Origin of the sequence: Wolbachia endosymbiont (group A) of Sphaerophoria taeniata (genome assembly GCF_947250735.1) — a bacterium.
In the GTDB taxonomy this organism is placed as follows: Bacteria; Pseudomonadota; Alphaproteobacteria; order Rickettsiales; family Anaplasmataceae; genus Wolbachia.
In genome coordinates, this window is sequence record NZ_OX366344.1 from 1,078,772 (window position 1) to 1,102,885 (window position 24,114).

Below are 24,114 nucleotides of genomic sequence, written 5' to 3' on the forward strand. Positions count from 1 at the left end.
CTAGTGTGTCTCTTGACCAAAAAAGCCAATAATATTTTCTTTCACTTCTGTGCTATCTGCCATGTTATTTACTCTCATGCGAAATTCAGATGAGCTTTGAAGCCCGCTACTGTACCAACCTATGTGTTTGCGGGCCATCTTTATTCCTGTGTCATTTCCATAGTACTCAAGAATATTGTCGTAATGCTCGAGTATGATGCTTAATCTCTCTGAAGCTGTTGGCTCAGAAGTTTCACTTCCACTGAGAAAGTTCATTGCTTGATTAATCAGCCAAGGTTTACCGTAGGCACCACGACCTATCATCACTCCGTCTGCTCCAGATTCTTTGAGAGCATTCTGAATATCATTTAAATTTTTAATATCGCCATTTACTATAACTGGAATTTTCACTTGCTCCTTAACATTTCTAACGAATTTCCAATCTGCTTGGCCGTTATAGAGCTGTGCCCTCGTTCTTCCATGCACAGTGATCATTTTTGCTCCTAAGTCTTCGGCAATTTTCGCAAGCCTCGGTGCATTGCGATTTTCATCGTTCCATCCAGTGCGCATTTTCACCGTAACTGGCACATTCACTGCTTTGACCACGGCCTCAATTATCTCAGCGGCTTTTTTCTCATCACGCATTAGCGCTGATCCTGCATAACCGTTTACAACTTTTTTAACAGGACAACCGAAATTTATATCTATTATTTTTGCACCCATATCCTCATTTAGTTTTGCAGCCTCTGCCATTACATCCGGCTCGCATCCAGCAAGCTGCACAGCAGTTAATTCATCGACTTTTGCTTTTTGCAGACTCTGGCGAGTTTGCATAATCATGGCTCTGCTTGCAATCATTTCTGAAACTAACAAACTTGCACCTAGCTTCTTTACAATACTTCTAAACGGATAATCAGTTACCCCTGACATTGGAGCTAAAATAACTGAAGAATCAATCGTCAAACTTCCTATTTGGAGGGGCATACATTCTATGTGTTCAAACTTAATGCATTAGCATATGCTGCTGCAGCACCTTGTAGAGCCGAATTTACTTTTTCCATAAGAGAAGGCTCTGCCTCTACTACCTTAGCTCTCTCGTAATGACCAGGTTTTAAGTATATTGTTTCTTGTCTTTTATCACCCCATAACTCGTCGTTTAATTTATAACTTCCACGACCAAATATGTGATTTAGCAGATCATTATTTATCATTTGTGAATCTGGCTTAAACTCCTCGTGCTTCTCGTTGTTATTGTCTTTATAATAGACATTAATTTTAATGTTAGCTAAAGAAGCTAAAATAGGAATTTCTTTGATAAAAATATAATAGCACGGATTATTTGTTGCTTCTAAATAAGCTTTGTAAAGTTCAGGGTTATTAAGAAATGAATTTGTAATAACGTCACTATTGTATTTTGTTTTGTAAATCTCTTCATCAAAATTATCTGGATCAAGAGCTTCTGCATATTCTCTTAGATTGCTGATAGCTTTATCATGCGATACATTAAAATTTCTAATAACTCTACCTACTAGCTCCCCAACCTTATCTTTAGCATTTCTAGTCTTTTCATTTGTCTGTTCAACCAGCTTCTTTATTTCATCTGACCTCCCAGTTAGATCTCCTGGCTTGTTTAAAAACATATTAAAAAGCGTTTCTAGATGCCCTCTTAGAGAAGCTGGCATACTTGGATCATCCAAAGATTTAAATTGACTTAAAAATTTGTGCCTCTCCATTCTCATATCTTGTGCTTTTTCAGCCTTATATTGACCAGAGCTATTATCACCAAATACCGCATGGAAAAAGCAGTTACCGTCCCCTGCAGTATTATATGTAACAATTTTTGAGTTCATATTCAAACCACTATCTACTGAAGCATCAGAATTTCTACGACTTCTATTCTCTGGGCTTTCCGTGCCATCTGGTACAACACCACTATCTCCATCTTGAGTTTTTTGCTCACCTTGACCTGCTCCTTTTCCATTAATATAGTTCTTTGCTAAGTAAAATAAAGGTTCAACAACCATTTTGTATGCTACTGTAAGAATTATTCCCATTAAAACCCAAACTATGGGGTTAGAGATGAGCATAGCAAGTGGAAAGATCAATAGAGGGAATCCTATTATCAACCCCAAATAGCCAACAGCAAATGTGGCTGCTAGGCATACACAAGTAGCGTAGATAACGAATTTTCCACCAGCAAAGTAAGTGCTCTCTTTAAATTGATTATATTTTTTTATGATGCCCGACATACTATATCCTATGAACGCTAAGTTAATTAAATTTTAACAAATTCTAACAAAAAAATCAACCATAATAATTTTAGTAGTATGAGAAAATATTGAATATTAATAGCTTTTGAAGTACAGTAATAATGTTAGTAATAGCACAATATATGCACGATATAGAATATATACGCAAAAACCCTGAAGGATTTGAAAAGGCAATGAAAAGCAGGGGGATAAGAGAGTTTACTGCAAAAGAGGTATTAGAAATTGATCACGAGAAAAGGTCATTAACCACTAAATTGCAAGATTTAAATAGGCAGCGCAATGAAATCACAGAGGAAATAAAGAAGCTTAAAATGAGCAAGAGCCCTTGTGAAGAGCAAATAGAGTTGTCAAAAGACATCACGAATGAGATAGAGGCAATTAGCTTAAAGGAACAAGCAGAAAAGGATAAGTTAGTGAATGTTTTATCTAACTTGCCGAATATTCCTGCGCAAGATGTGCCAATAGGCGCAGATGAGAACTCTAATTTAGAGGTGAGAAGATATGGAGGAAAAAGACAGTTTGATTTTGTACCAGAATCTCATTATGAACTCGGAGAAAAATTAGGTTTAATGGACTTCGAACAAGCGGCGAAAATTTCCGGATCAAGATTTGCGATATTAAAAGGACAGTTAGCTAAGCTTGGACGAGCGCTAATAAATTTTATGCTTGAAATGCATGTTAATGAATTTGGCTATACTGAGGTGTACCACCCAGCTTTGGTGAAAAACGAAGCTATGTATAACGTTGGTCAGCTACCAAAATTTTCTGACGATTCGTATTTAACTACCGACGAATTGAGGTTGATTCCCACAAGTGAAGTGTTTTTAACAAATTTGGTTGCTGATAAAATAGTAGAGGAAAAAGAACTGCCTATTCGTTTTACTGCGTATTCAGAGTGTTTTCGTAAAGAAGCAGGCAGCGCAGGGCGAGACACGAGAGGCATGATAAGGCAACACCAATTTGGTAAAGTGGAGTTGGTGAGTATTACAACTGAAGACCAATCAAATGATGAACTTGAGCGCATGACGAATGTTGTTGAAGAGATATTAAAAAAACTAGAATTACCGTATAGAGTAATGCTACTGTGTAGTGGTGATATGGGTTTTGCTGCACAAAGGACTTATGACATAGAGGTATGGTTACCTGAGCAAAATAAATATAGAGAAATATCAAGCTGCTCAAATTGTGGTGCATTTCAAGCAAGAAGGATGAACGCTAAATACTCTTCAGAAACTGATAAAAAGATAAAAAAATATGTTCACACTTTAAACGGCTCAGCTTTAGCTATAGGAAGAACGATTGTTGCCATAATGGAGAATTATCAAAATTCTGACGGGTCGATTGCAATACCAAACGTGTTGCAAAAATACATGAGTAATGATACTGTTATAAGCAAATAATAATTTTGACATATAGAAAAGCGAGGAAATAAAGATGAAGGTTCTGGTTATAGGTTCTGGTGGACGTGAGCACGCTCTACTTTGGGCTCTAAAAAAATCTCCTATCTTGACTGAGTTATATGTAACTCCTGGTCGCCAAGCTATGAAAGATCTTGGGACTCTTGTGGATGTAAATATTCAAAATTCAGTGGATGTTACACAATTTTGCAAGAGAGAAAATATAGAGTTGGTTGTTATTGGTCCAGAACAACCAATAATTGATGGGCTTGCTGATGATTTAGTTGCAGAGGGAATAAATGTTTTTGCTCCGAGTCAAGCAACTGCAAAACTTGAGGGATCAAAGTCTTTCACCAAAGGACTATGCAAGCGATATGGCATACCAACTGCCAAGTACGAGTGTTTTGTTGATGAAGGATTAGCTAAAGATTTTGTACGTAGCAATAAAATAAAGTTTCCACTTGTAGTGAAAGCAAATGGAATTGCGGCAGGGAAAGGCGTGATGATATGTTGCGCAGAAAACGAAGCTTTTTCAGCAATAGATTCAATGCTAGTGGAGAAAGAATTTGGTGAATCAGGTGAAGAAATAATCATAGAAGAATTTTTAATTGGAGAAGAAGTAAGCTTTTTTGCTCTTGTTGATGGGTTGAAAGTAGTAACTCTTGGGTGCGCAAAAGATTATAAGAGAGTGAATGAAAATAATGAAGGCCAAAATACTGGGGGTATGGGATCGTACTCATCACCTTCAATTATAAGTAAGGACATGGAGCAAAAAATCATCCAAAAAATAATATACCCTACAGCTCAAGCATTGGTTAACATGGGTACGCCTTATAAGGGAGTACTCTTTGCTGGTTTAATGATTTGCAGAGATGGCCCAAAACTTCTCGAGTATAACGTTAGATTCGGTGATCCAGAAACGCAATCTATATTACCTAGATTTGATTCAAATTGCGATTTGTTAAAATTGATGTTGTCAGTTGCAGAAGGAAAGTTAAATGTCAAAATGGTGGAACTTAACAACCAATCTACAGTTTGTGTAGTTGTTGCAAGTAAAGGCTATCCGGGTGATTATCAAAAGGGAGAAGTAATTAAGGGATTAGATAAAATTGAAAGCATTCCTGGTATATTGGTATTTCACGCTGGTACTAAATTAGATGAGAGTGGTAATTGGGTTTCAGATGGCGGAAGAGTGCTAAATATAGTAGCAGAAGGGAGCACTATAGAGGAAGCCAAAAGTAAGGTGTACTCAGCATTAAATTTTTTAGAATGGCCAGGGGGCTTCTTCAGATACGATATTGGTAGTTAATGTTAGCTGTCGGTTAGCAGTTAGCTCACAGAAATGCAAAACTTACTTGACAAACTCCGCCAGGCCCCTTATCATGAAATTGAAGCTATTTATTTATCTTCTCTGTACAGATTAAATGACAAAAAAACTCAACGTATTTGGCGTCTCATGTTTAATTTTTTGCACTATGTGCACTCTATGTCTTTATCAAATTTCTAGGTTTTTACCTATACAAGCTGAAACGCGCTTATAAGTCGTTTAAGACAGTATAGTACGCCAATTTGCAGGATTAGAGAGTGACAACTAGCTAACACGGGATTTCTTTTGCCTTTTTTTCTGCTTAGTAAATTTCTTAAACATTTGAACTAAGGTGAGTTGCACTTAAAAGCAGCTAAATTGCAGTGTTTAAGACTTAAAAAAACGCCAATACAGAAAATAGACAATGACCAGGGTTTCTTTTGCCTTTTTTTTCGTTTGGTAAATTTCTTAAATATTTATGGCTAAACGACAACCGTCATCCCGCTACGTGTTAGCGGGATCTAGAGATACCGCGGCGGTATGACGGTTCATGGTGGAATGACGATAAGCTCGTCATCCCGCTGCTTGTTAGCGGGATCTATGTGAGATACCGTGAATAAATCACGGTATGACGTAGAAGCTATACTTTTATGCTTACCAACCCAATCAAAATCCTGGATCCCGCTACATGTTAGTGGGATCTATGCTAAGAGATACCGCGGCGGTATGACGGTTCGTGGTGGAATGACGATAAGCTCGTCATCCCGCTGCTTGTTAGCGGGATCTATGTGAGATACCGTGAATAAATCACGGTATGACGTAGAAGCTATACTTTTATGCTTACCAACCCAATCAAAATCCTGGATCCCGCTGCTTGTTAGCGGGATCTAGAGATACCGCGGCGGTATGACGGTTCATGGTGGAATGACGTAGAATTTTATACTCATCAACTCAGTGTCCAATCTGGATTGTATCTTATCGGTAAAAAAGAAGAGCTATTTTAGGAAGTTTTTATAGGGCTAAAACTAAAGAAAACTTGCATATAAGTTCATCAAGTGTAAAATTAGAGTTGTTTTAAAAGAATAGGTCAATTATGAATCTTGTAACAAAATCTGCTATCGATTTTACTGCTTCAGCTGTTCTCTCCGGCGGAGAAATTGTTGATGATTTCTGTCTGAGTAAGCACATAAAAAATAAGTATGCTGTCCTTTTTTTCTATCCACTTGATTTTACTTTTGTTTGCCCAACTGAATTGATATCGCTCAATAATAGAATAAATGAGTTTGCAAAGCGTGGTATTGAAGTGATAGGAATAAGTGTAGATTCAAAATTTTCACATTATAAATGGCGAAACACTCCAGTTAATGATGGTGGTATTGGAGAGGTTAGCTACACTTTAGTGTCTGATATCAAAAAGTCTATATCAAGAGACTATGGGGTCTTATATGATGACTCAATTGCGCTGAGAGCAACTTTCGTTATTGATGATAAATTTATTGTACGTCATCAATCGATAAATGATTTGCCTTTAGGGCGTAATATCGATGAATTCGTTAGAATCGTTGATGCAATTAAACATAATGAGGAGCATGGTGAAGTATGTCCAGCAGGGTGGAAAAAAGGTAAGCCAGCAATGCAGGCAAGCGATGAAGGAGTAGCTGATTATCTAAACTCATACAGTGAAGAATTATAGATTTAGTACAAAAGTTCTTATTATTGGATCTGGAGCAGCGGGTTATGCTGCTGCTATATATGCAGCACGTGCAAACTTAGAGCCAATTGTAGTAACGGGAATGCAGCCTGGTGGTCAGCTTACAATTACTACAGATGTTGAAAACTATCCTGGTTTTGTTTCAATACAGGGTCCAGAACTAATGGAGCAAATGAGGTTGCATGCAGAACAGGTTGGAGCAAAAATAATAGATGATGAGATAAAAAGCGTTGAACAACTTGAGGATTCTAATGAGTATAGGTTTAGATCTTCTGGTAATACTAATGACTACTATTCAGATGCAATTATAATTGCATCTGGTGCGCAAGCAAAATGGCTTGGTCTCAAGAGTGAAAAGGAATTTCAAGGTTACGGAGTTTCAGCTTGTGCAACTTGTGATGGTGCATTTTTTAGGAATAAAGTTGTAGCCGTGATTGGTGGTGGAAATACCGCTGTTGAAGAAGCAATATTTTTAACTCGATTTGCCAAAGAAGTGATATTAATACACAGGCGTGATAAATTGAGAGCGGAAAAGGTAATGCAAGATAGGCTCTTTAAAAATGATAAAATAAAAGTAATGTGGAACCATACCGTAGAGCAGATTCTTGGAGAAGAAAATCCGAAAAAAGTTACTGGTATTATAGTTAAATCAACGGAAGCTCAAGAATTGAAAGTCGATGGAGTGTTCATTGCAATCGGGCATGCACCAAATACTGGTATTTTTAAAGGTTTTGTTGAAATGGATGAACAGGGTTACATAATTACAAAACCTGGAACAACTTTAACTAGTAAAGCAGGAGTATTTGCTGCAGGTGATGTTCAAGATAAGGTATATCGCCAGGCAGTAGTTGCCGCAGGAACAGGGTGCATGGCTGCACTTGATGCAGAGAAGTTTTTAGAGTCGTAATTAATTAACTCAGAATTAGGATTTTATAGCTAAAGTGACTTAAGTTCATCGATAATTTTAAAAACAAAAATTCGTCATTCCGCTACTTGTTAGCGGAATCTATGCTGAGATACCGCGAATAAATCGCGGTATGACGTAGGAAAACCTTTCTTGGGTTAGCTATAGATAAATCGCTTGCAATTTTCCTTTTTTTTTACATAATTATATTAGTAAATCATTAATAAAGAGGGTTTAGTATGCCTTATAGAAACGGTGTAACATATTATGGAGCTTATGGAGGTGGTGATAACACGGCATCGCAAGCTCGAAATTCGACAACTTTAAGACAGCTAAGTGAATCAACAAAACAGTTATTTAAAGCTATTGATGATGAAAACCTAGAGAATTTTAAACAAGCTCTAGCAGAAGGTGCGGATGTTAATGCGTTTGATGAGAGATATACACCACTAATGACTATTATCATGAATGGTGATGACAGCCCTATATGCTTGAAAATGATGATGTTGCTTTTACAACATCAAAATTTAAATATTAATGCTCAAGAAACTAAAAAATGTAATACAGCTGGAAAAGAAACCAAAATGGAGAAATAGAAACACCCCTGAGCTTAATATGTTTACAAGGAATAACACAAGATAACGAAGAAGTATTGATTAAACTTTTAAAACATAAAGACCTAGATTTTAGTCAAATAAAGCCAATACGAGCTATAGAGCAAAATTCACGGTTGAAGAAAATAATTGAACAAGCTATTACAGAGCGATTAACTGATGCTATTAATAGAAAAGATTTAGATGATGTAGAAAAGTTAGTAGAGGATAATTGTTTCATAAATCGTGCAATTGTTACTGCTGCATTTGAAAGTATTGAACGTATCAGAAATTATCTAAATGAAAAATTCCCTACAAGTGCAGAGCAACCTGTAGCAAATACGAATAATATACCAGCAGGTTTTGAGGAGTTTGCACAAAAACTTGTAGATGAACTTGAAAAGACAAAAGCTCAACTTGCAGAAACAGAGCAAAAGCTGGATAAGGTTGTGCGTGAAAAAACGAGCGAAACTAGCAAAATTTCACAATTAGAAAGAGATTTGAAACAAGTAAGGGAAGAAAGAGATAGGCTTTCATCAGAAAATATACTGCTCCGTACTAAAAGTCTGAGTAATAAAAACGAAAAATCCTCACAAGCAATTTCTCCTGGTAAAAAACAAAGCAACTATGCTTATGCATTTTTTATATTATCTGGAGCATTGACTGGTTGTGTAGGTTTAGCAATTTTATACGATTATCTAGTAATAGGTGCTTGTCTTACAGCAGTTGCACTGGTCCTTTTTTTAGTAGGATATTATTTATGTAAAGCGGATGAACGAGATATAGGACCTGGTGGTACCACCGACAATCCTCAAGTTACAAGGGTTTTGATTTCTTCTCCAGGCCCTGCTGAAAATTTTTGTACATGTTAAAAACATCTTGATAATTGAGGTGAGTGTAAACCTGGGTGGTTTCCAGGCTTGAGTGGCCAAGCAGTTGTTGTATTGATCTTATGTCAATATCTTCTTGAAGCAAATGAGTAGCAAAACTATGACGAAATGCATGTGGAGATAAGATTTCTGGCAGATTTAATATTCTCCTTATTTTCTGCAAACGATTAGCCACATAAGTTCTTCCCAATTTTTTTCCTCTTACTCCCAAAAAAAGATATTGTGTTTCATTATTAATGCCAAGATAAGGACAGGCTTTTACATATTCCTGTATACACTTTTTTACTACCGGAAGAATGAATACCTGCCTTTGTTTATCTCCCTTACCTGTTACTATTAAACTTTCATTGTTAATATCACTAACCCCAAGGTTCAACGCTTCACTGATTCTTAAGCCTGTACCATATAGCAGGACGATAATTGCAATTTCTCTTTTTACCACCCAAGGTTCGCTCAAGTCAGATAATTTCATTTCTTTCACCAAAGTTTTTATATCAGGTATTGATAATGCTTTGGGCAGAGTTCTTCTCTGAATTGGCCTTGATAAGGAAAATACAGCTTCATTGTCTATATTGTAGTTGTTTTTTATGTACTTGAAGAAATTTCTGATTACTGAGAGTGCTCGAGCGTTAGATCTTGCATTCACACCTCTTCCATAACGAGAGGTAAGCCAACTTCTTAACTCAGGTATACTTAAATTTTTCAGAGTACCAACATTTACTTCTCCACCAATGTGAGTATTTAGGAAACTTATAAGATCCTTCAAGTCCCTCATGTATGACTCTAAAGTGTTTGGTGAATAAGATCTGTTGCACCTCAGCCACTCATACCATTTTTCAATGATTGAACCGAGGTCCACAATTATTTTTTAAAGAAAGCATCGATGCACGCATCTCGAAAGGCTTCATTTATATCAGGATGAGAGTGACAAATTCTGTATATATCCTCTGCTGCTGCGCCATATGCCATTGCAACCGCTGCTTCATTGATTAGCGTATCAGCGTATGCTCCTATGATATGCACACCTAGTATTGTATCTGCTCTGCTACAAGTCAGCACTTTCACGAATCCTTCAGCATCATCAGTGATTTTTGCTCTGCCGTTTGCAGCAAATTGACATTTACCAACTTTGTACTTATAGCCAGCATTTTTGAGTTCCTCTTCGGCTTTACCGATCGAAGAAACCGCAGGGTGAGTGTAAATGACAGATGGTATAATTTCATAATCAACGTGAGGTGACTGTCCTGCTATTATCTCTGCAACTGCCACTCCTTCTTCCTCTGCTTTATGAGCAAGCATTGCTCCACCAATCACATCACCAATAGCAAATATTCCTTTCACATTAGTTTCATATCTGTTGTTAACTTGAACGAAACCGCGATTATCTTTTTCTATTTTTTCATCAATACCAAGACCATCAGTACATGGTTTGCGTCCTGCTGCCACCAATACCTTATCCGCTTCTATAGTGTTTGTTTGATTATCTTTTACAGAGCAAACTTTCACACTCAAAAAGTTACTACTTTGTTTTATTCCCTCAACTTTAGTGCTAAGTAAAAATTTTATTCCTTGTTTTTGTAGACTAGAAAGTAGAGACTTACTTAATTCTCCATCCATTGCTGCAGCGATTCTGTCAAAAAATTCTACTACAGTGACTTCAGACCCTAGCCTCCTCCATACAGAAGACATTTCAAGCCCTATTGCCCCGGCTCCGATTACGACAAGTTTTTTTGGTACTCCAGTTAAAGACAATGCACCAGTTGATGAAATAATACTTTTCTCATCGATATTAATTCCTGGCAAAGAAATAACGTCAGAACCGGTTGCAATTACTATATTTTTTGTCTTCAGCACCTTATCTTCAACTGAAACTTCAAGATTACCTTGGTCAAAAGAAGTAATTTTCCCAAGTCCATTGATTTTAGTGATTTTGTGAAGGTTAAACAGATATTCTATACCTTTTCCAAGTTCCTGAACTCTGGCGTCCTTATAGCCTAGCATTTCTTTTAAATCGAAACTTGCATCCTTAATTTTTATGCCAAGCTTCGACAGATCATTTTTCGTGTGAGCATACTGATAGGAAGAATGAAGTAGTGCTTTGGAAGGTATGCACCCAACTCGCAAGCATGTACCACCAAAAATGCTATTTTTATCTATGCAGGCAACTTTCAATCCAAGTTTTGCAGCAGCAATAGCACACTTATAACCGCCTGGACCACCACCTATAACAATCAGGTCATAATCAATCATAAAGAACAAACCTATTTTCTAAAGAATAAACACCATTTCCCTCAGTTGTTACATATATTTTATCGTGAGTAAACACTGGAGTGTGAAACACATTACCAGGTACTTTGATTACCTTTCCTGCACTTTCAGATCCAGGAAAAGCAAGCATTGAATCTTTATTGCTTGTCACCCAAAGTGTATGGGCATGCACAATTGGAGCAAACAATTGCGTATTTTCTATTAAATCAGATGCCCAGACTGTTTCTCCATTTTTTATATCCAGGCCGATTATTTTATTATCTTCAGTTACTATAAAAATTCTTCCGCCTTCTTTTTGTTTCTCTGCAGGAATAAGAGGACTATAATATGACTCAATGTCTGATACACTTTTTACTTGCAGTGACTTTGACCACAAAATATTTCCTGATTTCACGTCAATACCATAAATATAAGAATTGTTTGTAGCTATTAAAGTATCGCCAAGCACTCTCGGTGTAGTAGTTACATCTGTGAGCTGTGTATCCAAAAGGTTTGTAGCCAATTTTTGGCTCCACAATTTTTTACCGTCTTCATTAAAAGCTATTAACTCACCATTTGAAAATGGTGCTATTATTTTATCGTTAGAAATTGTTGGCGATATGGAATACAAACCTCGAACCTCATTGATACCGTTTTGATAAGCCCAAACGGAGCTGCCATCTTTTATATCAAACACGTACAGATAATTATCAATAGTCAATACTACCAATTTATTATTTATTACTGCTGCTTTCCCTCTTACTGGAGCTCTCAATTCTTTTTCCCACTCAATCTTGCCAGTTTTTGCATCTATTGCGTGTAAAGTGTTATCCACTATAAAGAAAACATTTTTTTCATAATGCGATAGGCTCATGTTACCAATTTTTTTCCTACGTGAGAGGTGTAATTTCCAATTCATAGCCTTTGAGTTATCAATATCAAAGGAATATAAAGCGCCGTGCTTGTCTGATAAAATAACGCTATCTTCTGTAAGCACTGGAGCTACATATCCTTGAGATAGTTTTTTATCCACTAGACTTATTCGCTCGCTTGCCATTGTGTAACTGCTACACAATAACATTATTATAACAATTATTACTTTCATTACTTAGTTGAGAACAAGATTTATTAATATACATACTAGAAATCTTAATCACAATGAAAATGTTCTTGTTGTACGTTGAAACATTGATTTATGAACAGAATATTATATTATTATGTAAAAATCATACTCTTAGAGGTAATACACCTCATCCACTATGCGGCAACGTGCATAGCTGTATGAACATTGAGATATAAAAGTAATTTATACCAAGAAGAAAGATGTCATCCAAGTAGCTTGACTACTTGGATCCAGATTGGATACTGAGTTGGTGAGTATAAAAGTATAGCTAACGCGAGCTCTGCGTCATACCGTGATTAATTCGCGGTATCTCTTAGCATAGATCCCGCTAACAAGCAGCGGGATGAAGGTTGTCATAGTGTCATGAAAGTAGCTGACACTGGTTTCCATCCAAGAGGGTGTCATCCGAGTAGCTTGACTACTTGGATCCAGAAAACTTAACTTTAAATAAGTGGCTGCATAATAAAGACTAGATTCCAGCGTCACGCGCTGGAATGACATCATTTTCGGTCTCTTAAATTGCTTTAGCTACAAACATTAAGAAATTTACCAAGCGGAAAAAAAGGCAAAAGAAGCCCCGTGGTGCGAGTTTTGACTCTATATTACTGTAAGTGGCGCTGTAATAATGTGCTAACGCTTAAAATAAGCGCGATTTGGCTGAATGTAGAAAAAATAAAAAAGACATGCAGCCGCTATAATTTTATGTAATCCGCCAAAAAATACCCTAAGTTTTTTACTGAATTTTGTCATTGAGCCTGCAGGTCAAAAACAAGTTTTGAGTCATAAATACCCTTATTGTCATAATAAGGGGGCTGGCGAAGTTTGTCAAGTAAGTTTTTTCGTTTCTGCGGGCTACTTGAATAACGGCTACAATATTTGTACAATTGTTCGTCATGCGCTGGAACCCGTTTTAGCCCTTATCTATATCTCAGTTCCACCAACAGTTATTGCGTCGACTTTGAGTGTTGGTTGACCAACTCCAACGGGCACATTTTGTCCATCTTTTGAGCATGTGCCAACACCGGGGTCCAACTTTAAGTCGTTGCCAACCATGGATACTTTTTTTAGCACTGTTGGCCCATCACCAATTAGTGTTGCTCCTTTGACTGGCTGTGTAATTTTACCATTTTCTATTAAGTAAGCTTCTGAAGATGAAAAAACAAATTTCCCTGACGTTATATCAACTTGCCCACCACCGAAATTTACTGCATACAGACCTTTCTTTACGCTAGATATTATTTCTTCCGGCGTATGTTTCCCTGGTAACATATAGGTGTTTGTCATGCGCGGCATAGTAACTTCTTTATAACTTTCTCTTCTACCATTACCAGTTGGATTCACACCCATGAGTTTAGCATTCATATGATCCTGCATGTAGCCTTTGAGAATTCCATCCTCTATCAACACATTATAACTGGGTGGAGTACCTTCATCATCTATGCTAATAGAACCACGCAAATTAGGCAGAGTTCCATCATCAACTACTGTGATGCCACTAGCTGCTACTTGTTTACCAATAGAATTTGAAAATGCTGAGACTCCTTTACGATTAAAATCGCCTTCGAGTCCATTACCCACAGCTTCATGCAACAATACTCCCGGCCAGCCCGGACCTAGAATAACTGTCATTTCTCCGGCTGGAGTTGGAATTGCTTCAAGATTTACCAGTGCTTGTTCCAAAGCCTGGTTTGCAACTTCTTTCCACTTTTTCTCAGAAATAAACTTACTATAAGAATCCCTTCCACCGTTTCCTGCGTAGCCTCTCTCAGTACGGCCATCCTTTTCTACAATGACTAGCACATTAAAACGTACCAGAGGCCTGATATCGCTTAATCTGTGATCACCCTTTATTATTTGTACGACTTGCCATTCTCCACTTAGAGTTATTTTTACTTGCTTCACGCAGTTATTTTTGGACCTTACATACTCATTAACCTCATTGAGTAGTTTAATCTTTGAATTCAGATCCATTTCATTTGTAGGGTTAATCCTCGAATATAGGCTTTTTGTCTCTTCGTTTAAATTTATTAAATTTGTCTTGTTTAAAGACACTGAGCTTTTTACCATAGAAGCAGCATTACTAATTTCTTTTTCGCTAATCTCAGAAGAACAAACGAAAGATGTACTATCCTCACAAAAAGACCTTAAACCAAATCCCCTTCTGGTATTCAAATCCACGTGTTTTAATATATTGTCATCAAAAACTAGGGACTCCGACTGGCAAAATTCTAGAAACAGCTCACCACCATCGCTATTGCTCAAAGCGTTATTGACTATTTTATATACGTTATTAATATTAACATTGTTTTGAGCGAAAAATATTTGGTCTAGATTTGGCATTACCTTTGAACTAAAAATTGTTTAAGTATATTATTTAACTTTAACATAGTAAACTATAAAAAGCCCGGGTGGCGGAATTGGTAGACGCGCTAGCTTCAGGTGCTAGTAACTTTTTAAGTTGTGGAAGTTCAAGTCTTCTCTCGGGCACTCTTAGCTTCCATATTGCTTGTTGAATTAGTTAATGCTACAATATAACGTATTAGGTAATATTTATGCTATGTATGGTGAAAAAGATAAGTTAGCCTACAGAAAGAAGGTACGAACTTACTCGAAACGCTTAGTTACTACACTATCTACTGCTTCTTTTATTGGATATATAGCAGCATTAGCCTTTAGTATTCCTGTCTTAAGTCTGTATTTTAGTATTGCCGGCACTATATTAAGTGTACTTTCGTTTGCTTTAAATATATGGTCATTAAAGGATCATTTCCTACAGCAGAAGCAACTTGGTGTAGCAGGACAAAAAAAACTAACAAAGATCTGTCTTGATATTACATCTAACGTTTCGTTTTTAATAGGAGGAATTGCATCTATATTGCCTCTCGAATCTCCTATCATTCCTTTTGTTTCTACTGCCTTTTTTATTCTAGGCTGTGCCTTTATGGCAGCTAATATCGTTCGGACTATGATTAGTAAGCCACAAATAGATAAAAATGATAATCTCAAAGCTAGTGATCAAATTAACATTCAAACCGCGATAGCTGGGCCTAATTATCATGCATCAATAAATTAACCCATTCGACTTATACAGGAATATTAGCTATATAATTCCATTGAAGGGAGCCATTCAAAAGAGCTCAACGTAATTAGCATTAGAAAAGTATAAGTGAATTTAAAGCTTAGTGGTAAATAGGGGACTGAGTATCCTTATTTCAACATCAATTACTTGAATAGTTGCTCAAGCCATCAAAATAAAAATTTTTATTCAGTAATTTGTGTATAAAGGGTACTATTTTACTAGTAGTGAAATAAATCAGAATGAAGTCTATTTTATTAACGAGGCCTTTATTGGATTCGTTCAATACAAGAAATATATTGAGAAAGTATGGATACAAAGTTTTTATAGAACCAGTATTCACAATAAAGTACTTAAATCCTGATATATCTGCGTACGAATTTGACGTTGTGATATCTACAAGTAAAAACAGTGTAAAGGCTTTTAGTCAAATATGCAAAGAGGATGACTTTCCGATTATTACAGTTGGTAATTCAACCATGCAGGCTGCAAAAAATTTGGGATTTTCTGATATAATCTCAGCAGACAGCAACGTTGATGGTCTGATATCATTCATAAAAGCTCATTATTCAAACGCAATAAAGTTCTTGTATATAAGGGGACAAGAAGTATCATGTGACCTAAAAAAGAGATTATCTGAAGAAGATTTTAATGTAAGAGAAGTTGTACTCTATAAAACAATTATAAAAAGGAGTCTAACTAATAGGTGTAAAAATTTACTGTTGGATGGTAAAATTGATAGTGTTGCTTTTTTTTCCTCACAGACAGCAAGGGTATTTTGTTCATTAGTTCTAAAAAGTGGGCTATCTCATGTGATGAATAATACAGTTGCATATACCATGAGTAAAAACATTGCTGATAGTTTAAGGTTAATCAAATGGAAAAAAATTATAACATCGAGGTTGCCTACTGGGGAGAGTTTAATTGATATAATTAATAAGGATTGTTGATGCTAAAGATTGCAACTTGGAATGTAAACTCCATACGTAAAAGAGTTAACCAACTTTGTAGTTTTATAGTTGACAGTCAGATAGATATAGTTTTGCTGCAAGAGATAAAATGTACGGAAGAGCAATTTCCTTATGTAGAGATAGAAAAGTTAGGATATGAATATGCTATCTATGGACAAGTTGCAAGAAATGGCGTTTGTGTTTTATCTAAATATCCGATACTGGAAAAATTAAAAATTGATGTTGTAGAGAGTCATCAAGAAGCACGTTATATAGAATGTGTGATAAAACACACCAATCATAAGGTAAGGGTAGGAAGTGTATACGTTCCAAATGGTCAAAGCCCAGACTCTCATATGTTTGAGTATAAACTCAAGTTTTTTGATAACCTATATGAAAGGATGAGCACTTTGTTGAAAAATGAAGAGTTAACTATTATAGCTGGCGATTATAATGTTGCACTGGATGAAATTGATGTTTTTGATTCAAATTTATTGAATGGCCAAGTGTGCTTTCATATAAAAGAACGTGAGAAGTTAAGAGCAATCTTGAATCTTGGGTTTAAAGACACGTTTAGAATATCCCACCCCAATTTGCAACAATTCACTTGGTGGCATTATCAAGGCAATTCACTCAGAAACAATCAAGGAATGCGAATAGATTATATGCTATTATCGCCACAAGCTGTAGATAAATTGGAAACATGCTACATAGATGATAGATTGCGTAAGCTAGAAAATCCATCTGATCATACTCCTGTTGTATGCGTTATAGAATAATAGTAGACCTCTTACACAACTCACTTTATTGGCAAACTTAGGTAGTCTTACTTGGTTGCTGCCCTGTGGTTTTTTGCTGATCTAAAGTAACTTGTTCAAGCACAGTAGACTGCTCACTCTTTTGAGTAAGTTGCTCCTCAGTTGTTACAGCAGGTTGATTACCCTGCCCAGTTTCATTAACTTTGGATCCTAAAATTTTACTAATACCATCAAGAATTTTCCCATCCCATCCTTCTTTTTTCTTTTCATCTCGTGAATGAGGGTTATATAAAGTACCTTCTTTGTCATTTGAAAAAAGAACCTCAACTCCCCCTTTTATGGCGAATATTGTACCAATAACGGCAGCAACTATCGCGAGTGTAGTAGGACCAAAAATTAATATTGAAGCAATGGAAAAAGAAATAGGAAGAAAAATCTTACGTAAGAATGCTGTTGCCATCTCTTCATCACTGAGTGGTGGTTCATCCTCCTCTTTTTTACCTTTACCTAAGAATGGTATTTTTTCTTTCACCCCATTCATAAAAGAGCTGGAAATATTTTTTGGGTCTATCTTTACTCCAAGCGGCCACCCAGCAAGCTTTATGAGTGAATCTTTAGCTTCTGTACCGCGTATATCAGCTACACATTCAGCTACTTCTTGCTTTATTTTGTCATTCTTTAAATTCTCTTCACTAGCTAAATTTTTTTCTCTAATTTTTTCAAATACGGAAAGTAAAAACTGAAGAAAATTTTCTTCACTTAGTGGTTTTACATCTTCTAGCTTGACATTTTTGAATATGATCTGATTTTGACTTAGCATGAAAGCAAGTACTGTCTCATCATCTTCCTTTAATTCTTCAGATTGTACTCTGTTTTCTAGCGACTGTATAAAGGCATCATAGATTGCCTTATGTTCCTCCTTAAAGATTACTTCATCCTCCATTACCTGAGCAGATGGCTCTGAAGGTTTTGCATTCTCTTTTTGTGGAACTAATATACCTGTCATGGCTGACCTATTTGCATTTACCTATGCTATAATTGTAGCATATTTTTCGTATTAGTTCAAATGATTTATACTCCTAGAATTCGCAATGTTTAAATCATAATTAAGAGAATTTAGACCCCAGTTGTCGCCAATTTTTACTTCCACTTCAAGTGGTATAGAAATTTCTATTGCATTTTCCATTACGTCTTTCATAAGTTTTGCTGTTTCTTGTACCTTTTCGTCTTCTACTTCAACCAGTAGTTCATCGTGAACTTGGAGGATTATTTTACCTACTTTTAACTGATCAAAAAGCTGAATCGTCGCACGTTTTATTATATCAGCAGCGGTTCCTTGCAGTGGTGCATTTATTGCTGCCCTTTCTGCAAATTGTCTTACATAAGGAATTGTATTGTTTATGTCTCTTACAAAGCATCTCCTGCCAAACAAAGTTTCTACATAACCATGCAATCTTGCGATAGACACTGCTTTTTCCATATAGACCTTTATTTCTGGGTAACAGGAAAAATAGTAATTAATGTATTCAGCAGCTTCCGCAATGGTAATTCCAAGCCGTTTTGCAAGGCCAAACGGGCTGATTCCATATATAATTCCAAAATTAATGGATTTTGCTTTGCGTCTTAATTGCTCATCTATTTCTTGCACTCCAAAAACTTGCCTAGCGGTGATATCGTGAATATCTTGTCCGTTTGCAAAAGCTTCTTTAAATGCTGCAACGTTTGCAACGTGTGCCAGGAGCCTCAATTCTATTTGCGAATAGTCAGCAGAGATTATCTTGCACCCTTTTGGCACAATAAATGCTTGTCTGATAAGATTTCCCTCTTCGCTTCTGATAGGAATATTCTGTAAATTAGGATTGCTGGAGCTCAGCCTTCCAGTTGCAGTTGCAGTTATTGAAAAGCTTGTGTGTATTCTATCATCGAGCGGATCAACCTGTTTTATTAATGCATCAGTGTAGGTACTCTTCAATTTACTTAAATGTCGCCAACTTAAAATTTTACCTGCAATTTCTACCCCTTCTTCTTCGAGTGCCTCTAGAACTTCATAATTGGTGCTATACAATCCAGATTTTGACTTTTTCTTTTTATTAAGCCCCATTTTATTAAATAAAACATCACTTAATTGCTTTGGCGAAGCAATATTAAATCTTTCCTCTGCTAAGTTATATATCTCATCTTCAAGCACGGCAATTACCTGCTGAAATTTATCGGACAGCTCCTGTAATTTTTGTATGTTCAGCAATATTCCATTTTTCTCCATATCAAATATTACTTTCATAAGTGGCTTATCGAAGCGCTCGTAAATTGTGAACAATTTTTCCTGAAATAACCTTTGCTTTAGCTTTTCATGAATTGCTATTAAAGTTTTTGCCGAGAAAATTTCTGCATTTTCACTCAAATTATGCGCAACTATGTTTGGAATACTGTGATCATGTTTTCCTGTATCCAAGCTATACGACATTATCATCAAATCATCAACTGAATCTAGCATCTTCTCCACTGCAGGGAAGATTTTCCTCATCTCTTTAATGTTATGTATTATTTTAAGCACCCCATTTGAGAGTAAAGTTGAGTTGATTGTAATGAGTGCATTTTGTATGCTATCTTGCTCTATACAAAAAATATTACTTTCGCTATAAGATAGACTTAATACATTGTTTTCAAGGTGGTAATGAATTGCAATTTTGCCTTCATATCTACAATGCTCCAAAAATTTCTCTAACTCTTCACTACTATATTCTATTTTCTCTTTTGTGCTAGATACATTATAGGAAAAAAGCTTTTCTATTTTACCTATTAAGGAATTGAATTCATACTTCTTTAAAAAGGATAATAGTTTTTCCATATTTGGAGGGCGAACTTCACATTTTGCAATATCATGTTGAAGGTCTACTTTTTCGCATAGTGATAAAAGTTCTCTTGAAATTAGCGCTTTTTCCTTATGTTCAGCAAGAATATTACGAATCCTCGTTTGCTCGATATTATCAATGTTCTCTATAATATTATTCAATGAATCAAATTCATCTAGTAATTTAGCTGCAGTCTTCGGACCTATTCCCGGAACGCCTGGAATGTTGTCAGATGCATCACCAGTTAGAGAAAATAAATCAAGAAGCTTGTGTGAGTTTACACCAAATTTTTCTATTACTTGTTTTTCATCTATATATATATTTTTAATGGGGTCGAATATTAAAATATTGTGGTTCAAGAGTTGAAATAAATCTTTATCTGATGAAACGACTACCACTTTAAAGTCTTGGTGGTTGGCGTATTTTGCAGCTAGTGTTGCGATTATGTCATCTGCTTCATAACCTTCAATTTCTTCATAGCTGAGGTTAAAAGCTTCTACCGCTTCCCTCAGTATGGTGAACTGTGGAATTAGATCCTCAGGAGGCGTTACTCTGTTTGCTTTGTATTCAGGATATAAATTGTGCCTAAAATTCTTTTTTCCTGCATCAAGTGCTATAGTTAAGTAGTCCGAATGGGCAATGTACTTAAGAACCATATTCAGAAAGCCATATACACCACCTATTGGCATTCCTGTTGTGGTAATTAAGTGAGGTAGTACATAGTAAGCTCTGAAAAGAAAACCATAGCCATCGATGATTGTGAAAGTTTTTTCTTTCATTGTAGATATTTATGCGTGCTTTTGATGGTCCACTATTTAGCTGCGAAAATCAAGTTTTTGTTTTTCTGCTTTTGAGCATTGTAAGAGATTCTGCCGAAAATAGCATTCATGCATGGTTATACCAATTAGACTTCTTGCATAACCATATGACGAACTTTTATTGGGAATAGAAACGAAAAAACTTACTTGACAAACTCCGCCAGCCCACTTATCATGAAACTGAAGGTATTCAGTTATCTTCATCTGTGCAGATTAAACAGCAAGAAAACAACGTGGTTGGCGTCTTATTTTTAATTTTTTGCACTATGTGCACCTTATGTCTTCACAACATTTCTAGGTTTTTGCCTATATAAGCTGAAACGCGCTTATAAGTCGTTTAAGACAGTATAGTACGCCAATTTGCAGGATTAGAGAGTGACAACTAGCTAACACGGGGTTTCTTTTGCCTTTTTTTCTGCTTAGTAAATTTCTTAAACATTTTAGCTAAGGTAAGTTGTATTTAAAAGCAGCTAAATTGCAGTGTTTAAGACTTAAAAAACGCCAATGTTTTTAAATAGATATTAATCGGGGCTTCTTTTGCCTTTTTTTTATTTGGTAAATTTCTTAATATTTGTGGCTAAACGACAATCGTCATCCCGCTGCTTGTTAGCGGGATCTAGAGATACCGCGAATGAATCGCGGTATGACGATGAATGAATCGCGGTATGACGGTTCGCGGTGGCATCTCGTCATCCCGCTACTTGTTAGCGGGTGAGATACCGCGGCGGTATGAAGGTTCGCGGTGGTATGACGATAACCTCGTCATCCTGCTACGTGTTAGCGGATGAGATACCGCGAATGAATCGCGGTATGACGGTCTGCGGCAGTATGACGGTTCGCGGTGGCATCTCGTCATCCCGCTACTTGTTAGCGGGATCTAGAGATACCGTGAATAAATCACGGTATGACGTGTTAGCTATACCTTTTTTCTACTTAGCTTGGGTTATATAAGAAGTCTAATGAAGTGAAAATAAATTTATTTACCAAAATAGAGTTGCCTTGGTCTACAGATCTTAGTTTCTTTATCATTTATCATTTCATACCACTGAGTAACCCAACCAGTGGTTCTTGCAAGTGCAAAAATAGGCGTGAACATATTTGAGGGAATATCGATAGCATTCATTATTATACCTGAGTAAAAATCAACATTTGGATATAACTTACGCACGATAAAATATTCATCCTTTAAAGCTATTTCTTCAAGTTTTTTTGCAATTTTGAGCAATTCATTATTTTGTTCTAGTTTACTTAGAACCTCATGACAAGCGTCTTTCAATATCCGCGCGCGCGGATCATAATTTTTATAAACACGATGTCCAAATCCCATCAATTTAAATGGATCTTTATCATCTTTAGCTTTTTCGATGAATTTATCTATATCTTCACTTTGCTCTATCTCTTTTAGCATATTTATAACTGCTTCATTAGCTCCACCATGTGCTGGTCCCCAAAGTGTAGCAACTCCTGCAGAGAGGCTTGCAAACAGATTAGAGCCAGCCGATCCCACCAATCTGACAGCCGCCGTAGAAGCATTCTGTTCATGATCAGCATGGAGAGTAAATATTTTATCCAGAGCTTTTGCAAAAAGGGCGCTTTTATCATTATCAACAGCATCGCCAAATATCATCTTTAAGAAATTTTCACTGTAACTTAATTCATTGTTAGCATTTATGAATTCCTGATTGTTGATATGCCTATAAATCATTGCAACAATTGCAGGAACTTGTGCTATTGCAGAAATTCCAAAATCTAAATCTTCACCATTGACATTGTTGCCATGTGTTTCATTGTAAGATGCTGACAAATTTGCAAAACATGCAACTAAAATCGACATAGGGTGAGCAGTTTTTGGAAATGCTTTGATTACATTTGTAACTTGCTCTGATACTTTGGATGATTCTTGTATTTTGAGAAGAAATTTTTTGTGTTGCTCTGAACTGGGTAGTTCACCATAGAGTAATAAATAAATCACAGCAGTAAAACTATTATTCTCTGCCAAATCAGCTATATCATGTCCCCTATATTTAAGAACTCCTTCATCTCCATCAATAAATGTAATCGAAGAAGAACATGAAGCTGTGGAAACAAACCCCGGATCATAAGTGAATAATCCTGTCGTCTTATATAAATCCTTGATATTTAACACGTCAGGACCTATTGTTCCACTTAATATGGGTAGCTCAATTTTTAATCCATTACTTAGTTCTAATAGCACTTTTTTATCCATCACTTAAGCTACTTAAATTTTATACAGAATATACAAACTGAAGAGTATATATTAATACAGTTAACTTTACATTAACCGTATTAAGCGGTCATCAATGCTTTTACTTTTGCATTTAAGCGACTTATTTTACGCGCAGCAGTATTCCTATGAATAACACCTTTATTCACACACTTGTGTAAATTAGATTCAGCATTCCGAAATGCCAGAACAACATTTTCTTTGTCGCCAGACTTGATTATATCAACCAATTTTCTAATAGCGGTGCGAGTTTTACTTTTCCGCATCTTATTTATTAAAGTGCGCTTTGCTATTACCTTTATCATTTTTTTAGCACTCTTATGATTTGCCATATATTAATACCTAAAATACTGTACTTTTTTTTTAATTATAAAGTTTTTTTGTTAATTTGCAATATCAGTTTTTTCTATGGTTAATCTACTGCTTCTCTCTTCAATAATTTTTTCTAAACTTTGCAAGAATTCATTTTTGTTTAACCCAGGATATATTGGGGGCAATATTTCTATTACTGCCTTTCCGGGATTCTTTCTCAGAGAAAGTATGCTTTTTGGCCAAAACAAACCAGTGTTTAAAGCAACCGGTAACACAGGAACAGATAATACGCTATATAAAGCAGCAATACCTGGTTGATATTTTATATTTTGGTTTATAGTCGTTCTTGTACCTTCAGGAAATATTATTATGCTTCTATTTTCTTTTATACGCATTTTTGCTAGTTTAATTATATGGCGTATAGCACTGATACCATCTGAACGGTTAATAAAAATCATTTTCAGCACTATAAGATGTAAACCAATGAATGGAATCCATTTCAATTCACGTTTTAAAATAAAAACCGCTTTTCTAAATAGTAGTATAAAAATAAATGTTTCAAATGGAGATTGGTGTTTAGATGCAATGATAAAAGGTTGCTTAGGAATGTTTTCCATTCCCCTCACTTCATATTTAATGCCACATAATAAACGCAGCATGAATAATACAACTCTCACCGAACA

At 36.0% G+C, this 24,114-nt stretch carries 20 protein-coding genes and 1 tRNA gene; 10 read left to right on the forward strand and 11 right to left on the reverse strand.

Translation table 11 applies throughout. From position 1 onward, the window contains the following. Window positions 1-963: a tRNA dihydrouridine synthase DusB gene (dusB, locus tag OOK84_RS05365; RefSeq protein WP_264731428.1), complete on the reverse strand. Its 963-nt coding sequence runs from the start codon at window positions 961-963 to the stop codon at window positions 1-3. A 5-nt stretch (window positions 964-968) separates the two neighbouring features. Beyond that, window positions 969-2,228 (reverse strand): OTU domain-containing protein, encoded by a 1,260-nt coding sequence (locus OOK84_RS05370; RefSeq protein ID WP_264731430.1) that lies wholly within the window; start codon window positions 2,226-2,228, stop codon window positions 969-971. 143 nt (window positions 2,229-2,371) lie between these two features. On the opposite strand from OOK84_RS05370, the gene serS reads away from it, so the two are divergent. The 6 genes from serS to OOK84_RS05400 all read left to right on the forward strand — a co-directional run bounded on the left by serS (window position 2,372) and on the right by OOK84_RS05400 (window position 9,032). After that, window positions 2,372-3,649 (forward strand): serine--tRNA ligase, encoded by a 1,278-nt coding sequence (gene serS / locus OOK84_RS05375; RefSeq protein ID WP_264731433.1) that lies wholly within the window; start codon window positions 2,372-2,374, stop codon window positions 3,647-3,649. Window positions 3,650-3,683: 34 nt separating this feature from the next. Next, a complete protein-coding gene (gene purD, locus OOK84_RS05380) occupies window positions 3,684-4,955 on the forward strand; it encodes a phosphoribosylamine--glycine ligase (protein ID WP_264731436.1) in 1,272 nt (423 codons plus the stop codon). A gap of 1,090 nt (window positions 4,956-6,045) precedes the next feature. Further along, window positions 6,046-6,645: a peroxiredoxin gene (locus tag OOK84_RS05385; RefSeq protein ID WP_264731438.1), complete on the forward strand. Its 600-nt coding sequence runs from the start codon at window positions 6,046-6,048 to the stop codon at window positions 6,643-6,645. Further along, window positions 6,632-7,570 carry a thioredoxin-disulfide reductase gene (gene trxB / locus OOK84_RS05390; protein WP_264687975.1) on the forward strand — a complete coding sequence of 313 codons (939 nt, stop codon included), beginning with the start codon at window positions 6,632-6,634 and terminating at the stop codon, window positions 7,568-7,570. Before OOK84_RS05385 ends, trxB begins: the two co-directional genes overlap by 14 nt. A 236-nt stretch (window positions 7,571-7,806) precedes the next feature. Next, on the forward strand, window positions 7,807-8,163 hold the full coding sequence (locus OOK84_RS05395) for an ankyrin repeat domain-containing protein (protein WP_264731440.1): 357 nt from the start codon (window positions 7,807-7,809) through the stop codon (window positions 8,161-8,163). Window positions 8,164-8,219: 56 nt separating this feature from the next. Beyond that, window positions 8,220-9,032, forward strand: a complete 813-nt coding sequence (locus OOK84_RS05400) for a hypothetical protein (protein ID WP_264731442.1) — start codon at window positions 8,220-8,222, stop codon at window positions 9,030-9,032. Here OOK84_RS05400 and OOK84_RS05405 read toward each other — a convergent pair. The 4 genes from OOK84_RS05405 to tldD form a co-directional block, all read right to left on the reverse strand. Beyond that, window positions 8,977-9,909: a tyrosine recombinase XerC gene (locus tag OOK84_RS05405; RefSeq protein WP_264731444.1), complete on the reverse strand. Its 933-nt coding sequence runs from the start codon at window positions 9,907-9,909 to the stop codon at window positions 8,977-8,979. The two genes, OOK84_RS05400 and OOK84_RS05405, sit on opposite strands and share 56 nt — an antisense overlap. Window positions 9,910-9,911: 2 nt before the next feature. Further along, complete coding sequence (lpdA, locus tag OOK84_RS05410; protein ID WP_264731446.1) at window positions 9,912-11,300, reverse strand: dihydrolipoyl dehydrogenase; 1,389 nt, start codon at window positions 11,298-11,300, stop codon at window positions 9,912-9,914. After that, window positions 11,293-12,402 carry an outer membrane protein assembly factor BamB family protein gene (locus OOK84_RS05415; RefSeq protein ID WP_264731448.1) on the reverse strand — a complete coding sequence of 370 codons (1,110 nt, stop codon included), beginning with the start codon at window positions 12,400-12,402 and terminating at the stop codon, window positions 11,293-11,295. Before OOK84_RS05415 ends, lpdA begins: the two co-directional genes overlap by 8 nt. Window positions 12,403-13,341: 939 nt before the next feature. After that, window positions 13,342-14,760, reverse strand: a complete 1,419-nt coding sequence (gene tldD / locus OOK84_RS05420) for a metalloprotease TldD (RefSeq protein ID WP_264731451.1) — start codon at window positions 14,758-14,760, stop codon at window positions 13,342-13,344. Window positions 14,761-14,822: 62 nt separating this feature from the next. Between tldD and OOK84_RS05425 the strand changes: the two genes are divergently transcribed. The 4 genes from OOK84_RS05425 to OOK84_RS05440 all read left to right on the forward strand — a co-directional run bounded on the left by OOK84_RS05425 (window position 14,823) and on the right by OOK84_RS05440 (window position 17,225). Further along, a tRNA-Leu gene (locus OOK84_RS05425) sits at window positions 14,823-14,907 on the forward strand. A gap of 70 nt (window positions 14,908-14,977) precedes the next feature. Beyond that, window positions 14,978-15,493 carry a hypothetical protein gene (locus OOK84_RS05430; RefSeq protein ID WP_264732582.1) on the forward strand — a complete coding sequence of 172 codons (516 nt, stop codon included), beginning with the start codon at window positions 14,978-14,980 and terminating at the stop codon, window positions 15,491-15,493. Window positions 15,494-15,738: 245 nt separating this feature from the next. Beyond that, window positions 15,739-16,446 (forward strand): uroporphyrinogen-III synthase, encoded by a 708-nt coding sequence (locus OOK84_RS05435; protein WP_264687969.1) that lies wholly within the window; start codon window positions 15,739-15,741, stop codon window positions 16,444-16,446. Next, window positions 16,446-17,225 (forward strand): exodeoxyribonuclease III, encoded by a 780-nt coding sequence (locus tag OOK84_RS05440; RefSeq protein WP_264328846.1) that lies wholly within the window; start codon window positions 16,446-16,448, stop codon window positions 17,223-17,225. The genes OOK84_RS05435 and OOK84_RS05440 overlap by 1 nt, the downstream gene beginning before the upstream one ends. A 37-nt stretch (window positions 17,226-17,262) precedes the next feature. Here the strand turns inward: OOK84_RS05440 and OOK84_RS05445 are convergent, their stop codons facing one another. From OOK84_RS05445 to OOK84_RS05465, 5 genes are all read right to left on the reverse strand, one after another. Beyond that, window positions 17,263-18,210, reverse strand: a complete 948-nt coding sequence (locus tag OOK84_RS05445; RefSeq protein WP_264731454.1) for a hypothetical protein — start codon at window positions 18,208-18,210, stop codon at window positions 17,263-17,265. 51 nt (window positions 18,211-18,261) lie between these two features. Then, window positions 18,262-20,835, reverse strand: a complete 2,574-nt coding sequence (gene polA / locus OOK84_RS05450) for a DNA polymerase I (RefSeq protein ID WP_264731456.1) — start codon at window positions 20,833-20,835, stop codon at window positions 18,262-18,264. 1,015 nt (window positions 20,836-21,850) lie between these two features. Next, window positions 21,851-23,101: a citrate synthase gene (locus OOK84_RS05455; protein ID WP_264732584.1), complete on the reverse strand. Its 1,251-nt coding sequence runs from the start codon at window positions 23,099-23,101 to the stop codon at window positions 21,851-21,853. Window positions 23,102-23,181: 80 nt separating this feature from the next. After that, window positions 23,182-23,451: a 30S ribosomal protein S20 gene (gene rpsT, locus OOK84_RS05460; protein WP_006279236.1), complete on the reverse strand. Its 270-nt coding sequence runs from the start codon at window positions 23,449-23,451 to the stop codon at window positions 23,182-23,184. Between the two features lie 51 nt (window positions 23,452-23,502). Next, entirely contained in the window at window positions 23,503-24,090 is a 588-nt protein-coding gene (locus OOK84_RS05465; protein WP_319803092.1) for a lysophospholipid acyltransferase family protein, read from the reverse strand. Window positions 24,091-24,114: the final 24 nt, after the last annotated feature.

Excerpts from the sequence above, each read along its gene's own strand:
- dusB (WP_264731428.1), bottom strand. The coding sequence starts at position 963 with ATGCCCCTCCAAATAGGAAGTTTGACGATTGATTCTTCAGTTATTTTA.
- OOK84_RS05370 (WP_264731430.1), bottom strand. The coding sequence starts at position 2,228 with ATGTCGGGCATCATAAAAAAATATAATCAATTTAAAGAGAGCACTTAC.
- serS (WP_264731433.1), top strand. The coding sequence starts at position 2,372 with ATGCACGATATAGAATATATACGCAAAAACCCTGAAGGATTTGAAAAG.
- purD (WP_264731436.1), top strand. The coding sequence starts at position 3,684 with ATGAAGGTTCTGGTTATAGGTTCTGGTGGACGTGAGCACGCTCTACTT.
- OOK84_RS05385 (WP_264731438.1), top strand. The coding sequence starts at position 6,046 with ATGAATCTTGTAACAAAATCTGCTATCGATTTTACTGCTTCAGCTGTT.
- OOK84_RS05395 (WP_264731440.1), top strand. The coding sequence starts at position 7,807 with ATGCCTTATAGAAACGGTGTAACATATTATGGAGCTTATGGAGGTGGT.
- lpdA (WP_264731446.1), bottom strand. The coding sequence starts at position 11,300 with ATGATTGATTATGACCTGATTGTTATAGGTGGTGGTCCAGGCGGTTAT.
- OOK84_RS05415 (WP_264731448.1), bottom strand. The coding sequence starts at position 12,402 with ATGAAAGTAATAATTGTTATAATAATGTTATTGTGTAGCAGTTACACA.
- tldD (WP_264731451.1), bottom strand. The coding sequence starts at position 14,760 with ATGCCAAATCTAGACCAAATATTTTTCGCTCAAAACAATGTTAATATT.
- OOK84_RS05430 (WP_264732582.1), top strand. The coding sequence starts at position 14,978 with ATGTATGGTGAAAAAGATAAGTTAGCCTACAGAAAGAAGGTACGAACT.
- OOK84_RS05435 (WP_264687969.1), top strand. The coding sequence starts at position 15,739 with ATGAAGTCTATTTTATTAACGAGGCCTTTATTGGATTCGTTCAATACA.
- OOK84_RS05440 (WP_264328846.1), top strand. The coding sequence starts at position 16,446 with ATGCTAAAGATTGCAACTTGGAATGTAAACTCCATACGTAAAAGAGTT.
- OOK84_RS05445 (WP_264731454.1), bottom strand. The coding sequence starts at position 18,210 with ATGACAGGTATATTAGTTCCACAAAAAGAGAATGCAAAACCTTCAGAG.
- polA (WP_264731456.1), bottom strand. The coding sequence starts at position 20,835 with ATGAAAGAAAAAACTTTCACAATCATCGATGGCTATGGTTTTCTTTTC.
- OOK84_RS05455 (WP_264732584.1), bottom strand. The coding sequence starts at position 23,101 with ATGGATAAAAAAGTGCTATTAGAACTAAGTAATGGATTAAAAATTGAG.
- rpsT (WP_006279236.1), bottom strand. The coding sequence starts at position 23,451 with ATGGCAAATCATAAGAGTGCTAAAAAAATGATAAAGGTAATAGCAAAG.
- OOK84_RS05465 (WP_319803092.1), bottom strand. The coding sequence starts at position 24,090 with ATGCTGCGTTTATTATGTGGCATTAAATATGAAGTGAGGGGAATGGAA.